This window comes from Sphingomonas sp. GW821-FHT10C01 (genome assembly GCF_059415525.1).
In genome coordinates, this window is sequence record NZ_JBWKNK010000008.1 from 1 (window position 1) to 12,277 (window position 12,277).

Annotated in this window: 12 protein-coding genes; 11 read left to right on the top strand and 1 reads right to left on the bottom strand. The window is 61.0% G+C overall.

Going from position 1 to position 12,277, the window contains the following annotated elements:
• Positions 1 to 291 precede the first annotated feature (291 nt).
• The 10 genes from AC07M1_RS18820 (at position 292) to uvrA (ending at position 8,522) form a co-directional block, all read left to right on the top strand.
• Positions 292 to 1,482 carry a serine hydrolase domain-containing protein gene (locus tag AC07M1_RS18820; protein ID WP_495164178.1) on the top strand — a complete coding sequence of 397 codons (1,191 nt, stop codon included), beginning with the start codon at positions 292 to 294 and terminating at the stop codon, positions 1,480 to 1,482.
• A gap of 178 nt (positions 1,483 to 1,660) precedes the next feature.
• Entirely contained in the window at positions 1,661 to 1,879 is a 219-nt protein-coding gene (locus AC07M1_RS18825; RefSeq protein ID WP_495164179.1) for a hypothetical protein, read from the top strand.
• Positions 1,866 to 2,054 (top strand): hypothetical protein, encoded by a 189-nt coding sequence (locus AC07M1_RS18830; protein WP_495164180.1) that lies wholly within the window; start codon positions 1,866 to 1,868, stop codon positions 2,052 to 2,054. The genes AC07M1_RS18825 and AC07M1_RS18830 overlap by 14 nt, the downstream gene beginning before the upstream one ends.
• Before the next feature lie 148 nt (positions 2,055 to 2,202).
• Positions 2,203 to 2,751, top strand: a complete 549-nt coding sequence (locus tag AC07M1_RS18835; RefSeq protein WP_495164244.1) for a LuxR C-terminal-related transcriptional regulator — start codon at positions 2,203 to 2,205, stop codon at positions 2,749 to 2,751.
• Positions 2,752 to 2,788: 37 nt separating this feature from the next.
• The gene (locus tag AC07M1_RS18840; RefSeq protein ID WP_495164181.1) at positions 2,789 to 3,148 is read left to right on the top strand and encodes a hypothetical protein; all 360 of its coding nucleotides are present in this window, start codon (positions 2,789 to 2,791) and stop codon (positions 3,146 to 3,148) included.
• A 47-nt stretch (positions 3,149 to 3,195) separates the two neighbouring features.
• The gene (locus AC07M1_RS18845) at positions 3,196 to 3,762 is read left to right on the top strand and encodes a hypothetical protein (protein ID WP_495164182.1); all 567 of its coding nucleotides are present in this window, start codon (positions 3,196 to 3,198) and stop codon (positions 3,760 to 3,762) included.
• A complete protein-coding gene (locus AC07M1_RS18850; RefSeq protein ID WP_495164183.1) occupies positions 3,654 to 4,316 on the top strand; it encodes a JAB domain-containing protein in 663 nt (220 codons plus the stop codon). Before AC07M1_RS18845 ends, AC07M1_RS18850 begins: the two co-directional genes overlap by 109 nt.
• Positions 4,313 to 4,804 carry a MarR family transcriptional regulator gene (locus AC07M1_RS18855; protein ID WP_495164184.1) on the top strand — a complete coding sequence of 164 codons (492 nt, stop codon included), beginning with the start codon at positions 4,313 to 4,315 and terminating at the stop codon, positions 4,802 to 4,804. Before AC07M1_RS18850 ends, AC07M1_RS18855 begins: the two co-directional genes overlap by 4 nt.
• 260 nt (positions 4,805 to 5,064) lie before the next feature.
• Positions 5,065 to 5,388 (top strand): hypothetical protein, encoded by a 324-nt coding sequence (locus AC07M1_RS18860; RefSeq protein ID WP_495164185.1) that lies wholly within the window; start codon positions 5,065 to 5,067, stop codon positions 5,386 to 5,388.
• 167 nt (positions 5,389 to 5,555) lie between these two features.
• On the top strand, positions 5,556 to 8,522 hold the full coding sequence (gene uvrA / locus AC07M1_RS18865) for an excinuclease ABC subunit UvrA (protein WP_495164186.1): 2,967 nt from the start codon (positions 5,556 to 5,558) through the stop codon (positions 8,520 to 8,522).
• A gap of 2 nt (positions 8,523 to 8,524) precedes the next feature.
• Here the strand turns inward: uvrA and AC07M1_RS18870 are convergent, their stop codons facing one another.
• Entirely contained in the window at positions 8,525 to 10,915 is a 2,391-nt protein-coding gene (locus tag AC07M1_RS18870) for a P-loop ATPase, Sll1717 family (RefSeq protein WP_495164187.1), read from the bottom strand.
• Between the two features lie 194 nt (positions 10,916 to 11,109).
• Here AC07M1_RS18870 and AC07M1_RS18875 point away from each other — a divergent pair, with 194 nt between their 5' ends.
• Complete coding sequence (locus tag AC07M1_RS18875) at positions 11,110 to 12,213, top strand: hypothetical protein (RefSeq protein WP_495164188.1); 1,104 nt, start codon at positions 11,110 to 11,112, stop codon at positions 12,211 to 12,213.
• Positions 12,214 to 12,277: the final 64 nt, after the last annotated feature.

Below are 12,277 nucleotides of genomic sequence, written 5' to 3' on the forward strand. Positions count from 1 at the left end.
GGTCGTTGGTTCAAATCCAACCCCCGCAACCATCAACCACAACTCACACACACAGCCGCCCAACGGGCGGCTTTTTTATTGCCCTCCACGCATCGCCGGCGGAATCACCAGGCGGGTGGTTGTGCGGCGACGGCCCCTGCGGCACCGTGCGGACCGTCTCGTCCTTGACGGCGAGACGACCGACTGGAGGTGGAAGCCGATGACGCTGTTATCCTGCCCGTTCGCAACGTCGTTCGACGGATGAAGCCATCCGAAACCCTGTTCGGGCGGCGGTCCTTGTTGGCCGGATCCGTGGCATTGATCGCCGGCGGCGCGGTGACGGCCCGCGCGCGTCCGCGACGCCAGAGCCCGGATGCCGCCAGCAGCTGGATTCCGTCCGAGGCGCAGATTCGCGAACTTCCGCGTTTGATGCGGATCGCCGGCGTGCCCGGCGTCGCCATCGCGGTCGTGGACCGAAGCGGGGCGATCTGGAGCCGGAGCCTCGGCGTGAAGAACATGCTGACCCGCGATCCGGTTCGGAAGGACACGCTGTTCGAAGCCGCGTCGATGACGAAGCCGGTCTTCGCCTATGTCGTGATGCGGCTGGTGGACGAGAAGCGCCTCGACCTCGACAAGCCGCTCGTCGCGTATCGCCGGCCGGCGAATCCGGGCAACGACCCCAATCTCGATCGCATCACCGCCCGCCACGTGCTGGAACATTCGACCGGTCTGCCCAACTGGTCTTCCGAGCCGCTCGTCACCAGCCAGCCTCCCGGATCGGCCTATTCCTATTCCGGCGAAGCCTTTGTGTGGCTGCAGATGGTCGTCGAGACGATCATGGGCATCGGCCTTGGCACCGTGATGCGGGCGAAATTGTTCGATCCGGCCGGAATGTCCCATAGCAGTTTCGGGTGGGACGCGGGGATCGCGAGGTCGCTGGTCTTCGGTCATTCCGAACCGCCGGAAGGCGAGCAGAAGCTGCCACGCCAGCCCACGCGTGAGATGGGCGACCGGCTGCTTGCGGTCGCCTTGAGACGGGGCAAGCCGATCGCCGCCTGGACCTATGAGGATTCGGTCGAGGCGATGCGGGAGACCGATCCGAAGACGCCGCCGTCGACACATGGCCTTCTGGTGAATTCGGCGGGCGGGTTGCTGATGACCGCGTCCGACTATGCGAAGTTCATGGTGCTCATGATGGACCGGTCAAAGCGCGCGGCCTGGGAAATCAGCGATGCGGCCAGGCGGGCGATGCTCACCCCCCGGCTCGATGTGCGGGGACGCGACATTTCGCGGGGGCTGGGTTGGGAACTCGAACAATCCCCGGCGGGTCCGCTGTTCCAGCACAGCGGCAGCAACTACGGAATCTTCAAGACGCTGGGGGTCGGCGACGCCAAAGGCGGGCGGGCGATCATCGTCTTCACCAATGCCGCGAACGGAAATGCGCTCGCGGCGCGGATCGTTCGGGAGGCGACGGGGATCGACCGGTTGAAGTCGCTGGTCTGACCGGCATCGAACGCAGGATCGGATTGGCAAGGCCATCTTTCCGGTTCCGCCAGGCGGGCCGATCCGGCGGACCTTTCAATCCTTCGGTCCGGCACGGGAACCGAGGATCGGCCGCTTGAGAGAAATCTTCTCAAGCGGCCTTCTATTCAGCCGGCTTCTATCAGCCAGGAACGCCCCGATGCCCGACATGGCGCAATACGCGGCCTTCCTGCTCGGCGATCCGGCGCGAAAAGCGGACTACGACCTGATCCTCAAGCGCGCTTCGCTCGAGGAGATGTGGCAGCCCCAGCATTCCGCCGGTGAGGATTTCAGCCACGGCCGCATGGCCACCACTACCCAGATCGGCCTGTCCTTCTTCCTCGACCGGGGTCGAGGGCATCCGTGTGGTCGGCCATAATGGCGACCAGAACGGCTTCCGCGCCGATTTGAGCCTCTGCCCCGATCAGGGGGTTGCGACGCTGCTCGCCTGCAACACCGAAACATGGGGCATGCGGAACGATCTCTCGAACCGAACCACCGCCGACTCACGTGTCGCGCTGACGACCGACGCCCTTTGCCGGACCGCGGGGTAGGGGGCCTCCAATCGGCAATGACCGCGAAGTGCGGGCTACGATGGTTAATTCTGACGCTTTGTTTCCAGCGCTTGCCGATCATTCGGCGGCGGGAAGAGCTAACCCAGATTGATGATTCGCCCGCCGATAGTTAGGGTCCGTGCGTGCGATGACCGAACCCGTGAGACCTTCCTCCGCGCTAACTGCGATTCAGATCGCCACGCTTCGCCTTGTGTATTGCGGACTTTCATCGAAGCAGATCGCCCGGCGGCTGGGCACATCGCCCCACACGATCGACGCTCGCGCCGCGCGGGCCGCTCGGAATCTGGGCTTGCCGGATCGCGGGGCGGCTGCGCGATGGGTGATGGCGAACATGCCGGGCCCATATGAGAGGTTGATATATGAACTGATGGCGGTTGCCCCCCGCCTGCCATCCGCCGCAACCTTCTCCTCGCCGAACGATGCTCTGATCGGTTTGAGCGAGGAGGTTGCGGAAATCCACGCCGCATATGTCCCGCCCTCGAACCTGCTCAGGGGGGAAGTTCGGTCTTGGAAATGGGGAAATCCGGATGAAGTTCGTCCTCTCACACGCGCCGGGCTGATCCTGATCCTCGCGTTCCTGATCCTGGCGATCGTCTTCACCCTGCTTGCGATGGGTGAGCGAGCCAGCGACTGGGCCCGCCAGAATCTTCCAAACTACTCGCAGTCCAACGACTAGCCGCGGCGCCCCTTCGCGCTGCGAAGGGGAATGATGCATGTCTGAATTCATTCATGAGATTGCCGCGGAGGTATCTCCGCTGGTCCTGGCCGCCGACGAGGCCATGGAGGACGCCGTTGTCGCGCTCGCGAACCTGATGGCCGGGGCGGTCGCCAGGCGCCGTGAAGCCGGTATTCTTCCGGCGCACGCTCAGCCGACCGTGCTGCTGCTTCATCGCGCGCTCACGCAGACGATCGAAACGCAGAGCAACGTCCTTCGCGTCCACGGCAAGCTCGCGGACCAGTACCGTACCCTCGCCAGCGATGACGTTCACGCGATCACGGTCGAAGGCGTCCAGCGCTCGGCTGAACGGGCCACGCGTCATCGTCATGGCCTCGTTGCGGTCAACGCTGCCTGAACGTTTGATCGCTTGACCGCAGCCGGCAGGCATGGCGGGTCTAGCCAATGCGATTAGCAATTGTCCTGGCCATTCTCGCCTTCCTGCTCGCGGTCGTCGTGAGCGTTGGATTGAACGCGCACTATGCGCAGACCCATGGAGAGTTCCTTGTCTATGTCTCCGCGGCACGCGTCGCTTTCTACATCGGCTTGGCGATAGGCACATGCACCTATGCCATCCGCTGTGGCGGCACGCCCGAGCGCATAGCCGGGATCGTCATTCTCGCCGGACTGGCGGGGGATCCGATCCTGCATCAACTCTTTCATCTGCGCTTTGGCACGGTCGATCCAACGCATCTCGTCATCGACATCAGCCGGTTCGTGGCCTTCGCCGCCGTCGCACTGGCTGCCAGCAGGTTTTGGCCGATATGGATCAGCTCATTTCAATTGCTCGCTCTCGGCGCGCACGTCGCCAAGGCGATGAATCTCGCGATTCATCCAGTCGTCTACGCCACAATGAGCGTGATGTGGTCGTACGGGATGCTCGCCGTCCTGATCGTCGCGACCCGTTATCATCGGCGGCAGATCGCGCACGGCGCGATGCGGAGATCCTGGAGCGACTTCTCGCGCCAATAGGGGAATCGGCGCGTGAATTCGCGGAGCGCCTGATCCTGCGCTTTGCCTCGCTGGGCGGAGTGCTCAGCGCCAGCTCGACGGCGATCATCAACGAGGCGTCGGCGGATGTCGTGGAACTGCTCGATGCGCACCGTGCGCTCATGGAGCATAGTCTTCGCGACCGGCTTCTCGACATGCCCATCACGGCCAGCGGGGCCGCGCTCGAGCGATACCTCGTGGCCACATTGGGCGATGCGCGCTCGGAGAGAATGCGCGCGCTCTATCTGGATGGCGGCAATCGTCTGATTCAAGACGAATTGATTGCCGAGGGTGATCCGGGATGCATTCCCGTTTCGACCCGCAAGGTGCTGAACCGGGCACTCGAGCTGTCTGCCAGCGCGGTCATCCTTGTTCACAATCATCCGGGCGGATCAGCGGAGCCCAGCTCGGCGGATATCGCGTTCACACGACGCGTTGCCGACGCCGGAAAGCACCTCGCGATCCGGCTTCACGATCATCTCATCATCGCTGGAAGCGCGTGTGTCAGTCTGCGTGAGCGGGGATTGCTTCAATGAACATGCCAATCGAAAATACGCGAGCCGTGGCCGGCAATGCTGAAGAGACGATGTCTGGCCCCAAGCCTGTCGTCCAGATAAGGCGGACTGCTAGCCGCTCGCCCGATAGTGGGGCGCGAGGCGGCACATCGTACGAGCAGTCGATTACCCTGGCAGCGCGGTCGCTCTATCGCGCGAGGCGGCGCCGGCTGCAGCATTTCCCTTCCCTGGAGCGCGACTTCGGCGAACCGGTCTGGGACCTGATTCTCGACCTGTTTGTTGCGGAACGGGAAGGGCGATCGGTCTCGATCACCAGTGCGTGCGTTGCCGCGTCTGTTCCCCTTACCACCGCGCTTCGCTGGATTCAGCAACTGGAGGGGATGAACGTGCTCCTCCGCAAACCTGATCCAACCGATCGTCGTCGCGCGTACATCCACCTGTCCCGATCCACCGCTGCGGCGATGGAGCGCTACATCAGCGATCTGATCGCGGAAGGGACAGTCGGCTGATCCATGGCTCTCGCCTCGAGTGTCAGCGCAAGTGCATGGTCGATGTGGCAGGCAATGCGAGACATCCCAAGCGCATCGGCGGCATCGAGCGCGGAGCGCAACAACGCAATCAGATCGGTTGAGGTCGGCTGTGCTGGCATTGTGGTCAATCCTTGTCTGTCCAGCGACATGTCGATTCCGATGAATGAACACAATCAGCATTCAGCGCCCGGATTGCGCGACTTGCTCCAATTCAAACCAAATCAAGCAAGGACTGTGTGATGATTCAGGATGACGCGGAGCGATATGCCCTCGAGGTCCGCGATCGCGTCTTCGGCGCGACCGTTCGCGCAATCGCCGATCAGATGCATCCGAAGGAAGTTTCGGAGTCGGCCCGCTCGCTCAGCTTCTATGCAACCATCGACGCGCTTCTGAAGGTGATCGCCGAGTTGGTGGCCGAAGCGAAGGTCTCGACAAATCCCGCCATTCAAAGTGCCATTCTGGCCGATCTGAATCGGGCGTTGGTGGGGCATTATGAAAACGCCAAGCGATCGATCGAAGAGCATGAAAAATGCAGGACACGCGACCGCCGCGACCTCAATTGAACCGGTACGGGCTTCGATTGCCACGCGGCGGCGGCGAGCGATGATGATAGGGTCGCTGGTTGCGGCACATCGAAGCGATATCCTGGAGCGGACCCCTCGCATCCCGTGCTTCCGCACCCTATCTCCCCTCTAGCTTCCCCTAAAGAACAAAGCTAGAACCAGCCCCTATGAGTCTGACCCATATCTCCGTCCGCGGCGCGCGCGAGCACAACCTCAAGGGCGTGGATATCGACATCCCGCGCGACACCCTCACGGTCATCACCGGCCTGTCCGGCTCGGGCAAATCCAGCCTCGCCTTCGACACCATCTATGCCGAGGGGCAGCGCCGCTATGTCGAGAGCCTGAGCGCCTATGCGCGCCAGTTCCTCGAGATGATGCAGAAGCCCAATGTCGAGCATATCGAGGGCCTGTCGCCCGCGATCTCGATCGAGCAGAAGACCACCTCGCGCAACCCGCGCTCGACCGTGGCGACCGTCACCGAGATCTACGATTACATGCGCCTGCTGTGGGCGCGCGTGGGCATCCCATACTCGCCGGCGACCGGCCTGCCGATCGCCGCGCAGACCGTCAGCCAGATGGTCGACCGCGTCCTTGCCTTGCCCGAGGGCACGCGCATGCTGCTGCTCGCCCCCGTGGTCCGCGGCCGCAAGGGCGAGTATCGCAAGGAACTGCTCGAGTGGCAGAAGGCCGGCTTCCAGCGCGTCCGCATCGACGGCGAGACCTATCTGATCGAGGACGCCCCCGCGCTCGACAAGAAGTACAAGCACGACATCGAGGTGGTGGTCGACCGCCTCGTCGTCCGCGACGACATCGCCACCCGCCTGGCGGAGAGCTTCGAGACAGCGCTCAAGCTCGCCGACGGCCTCGCCTATATCGACCTGGTCGACACCACGGTCGAGGAACTCGCCGGCAACCGCGTCCAGGAAGCCCCCCAGAAGTTCGTCGCCGAGACGAACGTCACCGGCGGCGCGATGAAGGGCACCGGCATCCCCGACAACCGCATCGTCTTCTCCGAGAAGTTCGCCTGCCCGGTCAGCGGCTTCACCATCGCCGAGATCGAGCCGCGGCTCTTCTCGTTCAACGCCCCGCAGGGCGCATGCCCGGCGTGCGACGGCCTGGGCGAGCGGCTGGTGTTCGACGAGGACCTCGTCGTCCCCAACCACGATCTCACGATCAAGAAGGGCGCCGTCGCCCCCTGGGCCAAGTCCAACCCGCCATCGCCCTATTACATGCAGGTGCTCGGCAGCCTCGCGCGCGAGTTCGGCTTCAGCCTCGACACGCCGTGGAAGGATTTGCCGGGCGAGGTCCAGCTGATCATCCTCCACGGCACCGGCGGCAAGCCAGTCACGCTCACCTTCGTCGACGGCAAGAAGTCCTACGACGTGAAGAAGCCGTTCGAGGGCGTCATCGGCAACCTCAACCGCCGCATGCTCCAGACCGAGAGCGCGTGGATGCGCGAGGAACTGGCCAAATACCAGGCGAGCCACGCCTGCGAGACCTGTGAGGGCGCGCGCCTCAAGCCCGAGGCGCTGGCGGTCAAGATCGCCGGCCGCGACATCTCCAGCGTCACCCGCCTGTCGGTCACCGACGCGCTGCCCTTCTTCGCCAATCTGCCCAGGGACCTCACCCCCCAGCAGCAGGAGATCGCCAAGGCCATCCTCAAGGAGATCGACGAGCGCCTCGGCTTCCTCAACAATGTCGGCCTCGACTATCTCAACCTCAACCGTACCAGCGGCACCCTCTCGGGCGGCGAGAGCCAGCGCATCCGCCTCGCGTCACAGATCGGCTCGGGCCTCTCGGGCGTGCTCTACGTCCTCGACGAGCCGAGTATCGGCCTGCACCAGCGCGACAACGACATGCTGCTCGCCACGCTGCGCCGCCTGCGCGATCTCGGCAACACCGTGCTCGTCGTCGAGCATGACGAGGACGCGATCCGCACCGCCGACTATGTCATCGACATGGGCCCCGGCGCGGGCGTCCATGGCGGCGAGATCGTCGCGCATGGCAGCTTCGAACAGGTGCTCGCCTGCACCGACAGCATCACCGCCGACTATCTCGCCGGCCGCCGCGCGGTCCCGCTGCCCGCCAAGCGCCGCAAGGGCACCGGCAAGAAGCTCACCGTCCACAACGCCACCGCCAACAATTTGACCGGCGTCACCGCGAGCATCCCGCTTGGCACCTTCACCTGCATCACCGGCGTGTCCGGCTCGGGCAAGTCGAGCTTCACCATCGACACGCTCTACGCCGCCGCCGCGCGCCAGCTCAACGGCGCGCGCCTCCTCGCGGGCAAGCATGACAAGGTCACCGGGCTCGAGCATCTCGACAAGGTGATCGACATCGATCAGTCGCCGATCGGCCGCACCCCGCGCTCCAACCCGGCGACCTATACCGGCGCCTTCACCAACATCCGCGACTGGTTCGCCGGGCTGCCGGAGGCGCAGGCGCGCGGCTACAAGCCCGGCCGCTTCAGCTTCAACGTCAAGGGCGGCCGGTGTGAGGCGTGCACCGGCGACGGCCTGCTCAAGATCGAGATGCACTTCCTCCCCGACGTCTACGTCACCTGCGACGTCTGCCACGGCCAGCGCTACAATCGCGAGACGCTGGAGGTGAAGTTCAAGGGGATGAGCATCGCCGACGTGCTCGACATGACGGTCGAGGACGCGGTCGAGTTCTTCAAGGCCGTCCCGCCGATCCGCGACAAGATGGCGATGCTGGCGGAGGTCGGCCTGGGCTATGTCAAGGTCGGCCAGCAGGCGACGACCCTGTCGGGCGGCGAGGCGCAACGCGTCAAGCTCGCCAAGGAACTGGCCCGCCGCGCCACCGGCCAGACCCTCTACATCCTCGACGAGCCCACCACCGGCCTGCACTTCGAGGACGTCCGCAAGCTCCTCGAAGTTCTCCACGCGCTGGTCGAGCAGGGGAATACGGTCGTGGTGATCGAGCATAATCTCGACGTCATCAAGACCGCCGACTGGATTCTCGACCTGGGGCCGGAGGGCGGCGTCAAGGGCGGCGAGATCGTCGCCGAAGGCACGCCCGAAACGGTGGTGAAGGCGCCACGCAGCTACACGGGCAAGTATCTTGCGCCGTTGCTGGAGCGGGGCAGGGTGAAGGAGAGCGTGGCGGCGGAGTGAAATTACGTTTCGGGTACCTCGTTGATATAGGTCTCAATATCCGTGATAGGTCCGGCCTCTTTAAATATTTCATACGTATTCAAGGCTGGCCACAAGGCGCGATTAATTTGAAATCTCGCCTTGTCTCCTAAGTTGCGCGTTCTAACTTCAAGGCGCTTGATGTCGTAATTTACATTATAGATATAGTAGATTTCATCATCCTGGTATATTCCAAGGACGCCATAGAACAGCAGGAATCGTACAATATTGTTTATTTCTTCCGAGTCTACAGTAAGGCGTCTGATTCTTTCGAGTACATCATGGTAGGTTAGGTCGCTAGGGCAGTCCATAAATTCGTAAAGAATGTCATGAGACTCTGGTATAACGTCTTCAAGCTCTCGGGCGATTTCGGTAAATAAATCTTCAGAGTATGCGGCCAAGCCTTTTTCAATGTCTTTTTCTTCGATTCTGGCTTTGTTGAGATTCGTTGCAAAGCCCCTGCAGTGATTAAATGCCTTGAGGACATTTCTAGGCCTCATGAGTGACCTTTCAATCAGTACGCTACTCGACTCTTCTCCCTTATAGTGACTCACCGAAATTTGGTTCCAGATATCGGAAAATGAAGGTGCTGGGCTAGCGATGCTAAGCCCAATGGCTAGTCTTAGCCTCAGCATTTCTCTCAAGAGATCGGCATCAGTCCAGTCCAGAACGGCTCTCATTTCCTTTCCGAAATCCGAGCTGTTTTTCATTACTGAGTCGTATACGTCATTTCTTACAAAGACGACGCTTGTAAAGCGGTGTCCATCGCGCTCCATTTCTCGCTCAACCTTCCGGCTTGCGTCAATCAGAGCTCGCGTAATTAATGCATCGGTATCGTCTACTCCACCAATGCTCCAGCCTTTGTCTAAGTTATCGAACAAGACCCAGACGCTCGTCTTCGCGTCGAGGTACGCGGATATTGTCGATCGCAATCCTGGAATGTCTTCAGAGTGAAGAATTTCAGTAACTTGTTCATTGGTAAGGCTTATATCTTGCTCTTTCCCATATCTTTGCCGAAATCGTTCGGTTAGCTCGCTGGCTAGGGAATAGAGTCGTTCGGCGAAATCTCCCTCATATATCCTCTTATTGTTTAGGTATATTTCGCGAAGCGCAGTGTAGTGCTCGTAAAGTGTGTGATCTTGTTTGTATGTGTTTTTATCTTTTTCAAGTAATTTATATGCAACCTCTAGAAGTATAATGTATTCCCAAAATGCAGTTATGAGGTGTTGCCTTGCCCCGGATGCTAATAGCTTTAGAACGTCTTCTTTGAACTTTATAAGTTGATACCCTTCCGGCTTTAGGTCGACAACTACGTTGCGTCGGTCTGCTCTAATTTTGTCCCTTACTCTAAGGAATAGGGCGGTTTTTCCGGACCCTTTTCTACCTACTACAAGGTTTGCATTTCCATTTATAACGCGGTGGTATTGGTCTGTGGCCAGGAAGTATTTCTCAAGTGTTGTCATCTCATTTTCAGCCATAGGGTCGCCAACGCTCAGGGCGGATAGAGGGCTGAGATTCTCAAACAAAGGTGGATCTTGCTCGGTCAGGTAACTGACTATTTGAGGGCAGAAGTCGGCAATGATTGATCCGATATCATCTACCTTGAGGTATGGCTTTACAGAGTCTCGTATATCAAGCGGTGAAGCGAGCTCTGGAGGGGAAAGGGTAAGCGTCGGCTTACCCATTCCGTCTGCTAGCCCTATAGAAAAACAAGCGCGTATATTGTGAATATCATGGCCCTTGAGTGTGCTCTCTTGCAGTCGAGTGACTATCCCTGACGAAACGGCGATCTGCCTAATTGCTTCATTAGCAGACATGCGGGCATTTTCGCTTGGATTGAAGCTGCGGTACTTGAATCCCGCTTTCTTAATACGAGAGGTAATGACGACGTCCGCGTGTCGAGGAGTGGGGGGCTCGACGACATACACGGGCGATTTTTTGTCGAGCTTCGTAGGTATCGAGAGCGGCGCGTCGTCCACATAGGCCGACAGTATATCTCTCAGATTCTCTTCTGATGAATATTCAACGTATCCAAGTGTGTCGAAAATTCCGACCTTCTGCGCAAGAACCTTGTCTCCTTCGACATTTTTGTGCCGTATCAGAATGGTTCTGCGCTTCCGGCCGATGGCGAAGCCGATCTCATAGACTACGTTCAAGTTGAAGTATGTTATGTCAGCGACGACATACGGAGATTCGTCGATATTCTCTAGAATTGGTGATACTAATGGCCTTCCGGCTACATCGTTAAAAGGCCATGGTTCATATATTACTGGCAATGGGCGCGAGTTGGCACGTCTTACCGCCTCAAAGACTGTTGCTGCCACGTCCTCGTCTCGCGATGCGTAGGCTACAAAGACCTTCTTTCTGTCGCTCATTGAACACCCTGCATTTTGCCAGACAGTTACATCAACAGAGCATCCCAGGCGCATCGGGTCAATTGGGTGACTTAGGATGGTCTGCCCGGGTGCTTAAGCATCCTGCCAGATTGGAACAAAAATAGAACTTTCCTACAGCCCCCATTCCGGCATACCTAAACGGTCCTCTGCACGACACGATGAGGACCATGGCCATGAACGCGATCACTCAGACCGATCCCGAAGCCGAATTCACCTTCGATCACGCCGCCTTCCACGAGCTTGAACCCGGCGTCCCCGATTCCGAGCGCTATAATGGCTGGACCGCGGAGAAGCAGAAGCGCTTCCTCACCGCGCTGTCGCTCGGCCACCCCATCACCCGCGCCTGCGCCATCGTCGATCTATCGCGCCAGTCCGCCTATGCGCTGCGCAACGCCGCGCGCGGCGCCGCCTTCCGCCTCGCGTGGGATGCCGCCTTGCTCCGCTCGCGCGACGTGCTCGCCGACGAGCTGATGGAGCGCGCGCTCAACGGCGTGCGTACCACGGTCACCGACGACGACGGCCGCGTCGTCACCCGCCACCGCCACGACAATGTCCTGGCGTTCCGCATGTTGAACCGGCTCGACCGGCGCGCCGACAGCGCCTGTGCGGACGCCAATGCCACCGCGGTGCGCCTCGCCGCCGCCGATTTCGAACAATTGCTCGATCTCGTCGCGCGCGATGCCGCCCCGGCGCGCGCCGGCCTGTTTCTCGCCGCGCGGATCGGCGCATGCGGCACCCAGGCGACCGAGGATGATCTCGCCCCGATCCGCACGCTCGCCCGCGCCGATCGCTGGCTGCGCACGCACACCGATCTCGCCGACCCGCTCGACACCGCCGACCTCGATCCCGCCAACCGCGCGCATTGGACCGCCGAACAATGGGTCCGCGCCGAGGCGATCGGTCTGGTCCAGCTCGCACCCGAGCCGCCCGCCGCGGAAACCGGCGATTCAAGTCAACTATGTCAACAGGATCAGGACCCGTCGGTCTGGTGGTGCGAAGCTGTCGAGGAATGGCGCACCAGTTTCCCGCCGCCCGAGGATTTCTTCGGGGATGAGGAAGGGGAGGTGGGCGAGCCCGGCTATGAGCGCGAGCTGACGCCCGAGGAGGTCGCGGTGGCCGAGGCGCATCACGCCCGCGACCTCGCCCCGCTCATCGCCGCCGGTCACGCCGCGCGCGATACCTGGCTCGCCGAATGCAATGGGGAGGGGGATGGCCCCTCTCCTTCAGGGGAGGGGTTGGGGTGGGGGAGCCGTGATGAGGACCCCGTCATCACGTGAAAGGCGGATCGGGCATTTCGTTTCGACAGACCAACGAACATGCCTTCTCTTTTCGCGCAGGGCT

Coding starts and splice junctions, on each gene's coding strand:
- AC07M1_RS18825 (WP_495164179.1), top strand. CDS start 1,661: ATGCCCGACATGGCGCAATACGCGGCCTTCCTGCTCGGCGATCCGGCG.
- AC07M1_RS18835 (WP_495164244.1), top strand. CDS start 2,203: ATGACCGAACCCGTGAGACCTTCCTCCGCGCTAACTGCGATTCAGATC.
- AC07M1_RS18840 (WP_495164181.1), top strand. CDS start 2,789: ATGTCTGAATTCATTCATGAGATTGCCGCGGAGGTATCTCCGCTGGTC.
- AC07M1_RS18845 (WP_495164182.1), top strand. CDS start 3,196: ATGCGATTAGCAATTGTCCTGGCCATTCTCGCCTTCCTGCTCGCGGTC.
- AC07M1_RS18855 (WP_495164184.1), top strand. CDS start 4,313: ATGAACATGCCAATCGAAAATACGCGAGCCGTGGCCGGCAATGCTGAA.
- AC07M1_RS18860 (WP_495164185.1), top strand. CDS start 5,065: ATGATTCAGGATGACGCGGAGCGATATGCCCTCGAGGTCCGCGATCGC.
- uvrA (WP_495164186.1), top strand. CDS start 5,556: ATGAGTCTGACCCATATCTCCGTCCGCGGCGCGCGCGAGCACAACCTC.
- AC07M1_RS18870 (WP_495164187.1), bottom strand. CDS start 10,915: ATGAGCGACAGAAAGAAGGTCTTTGTAGCCTACGCATCGCGAGACGAG.
- AC07M1_RS18875 (WP_495164188.1), top strand. CDS start 11,110: ATGAACGCGATCACTCAGACCGATCCCGAAGCCGAATTCACCTTCGAT.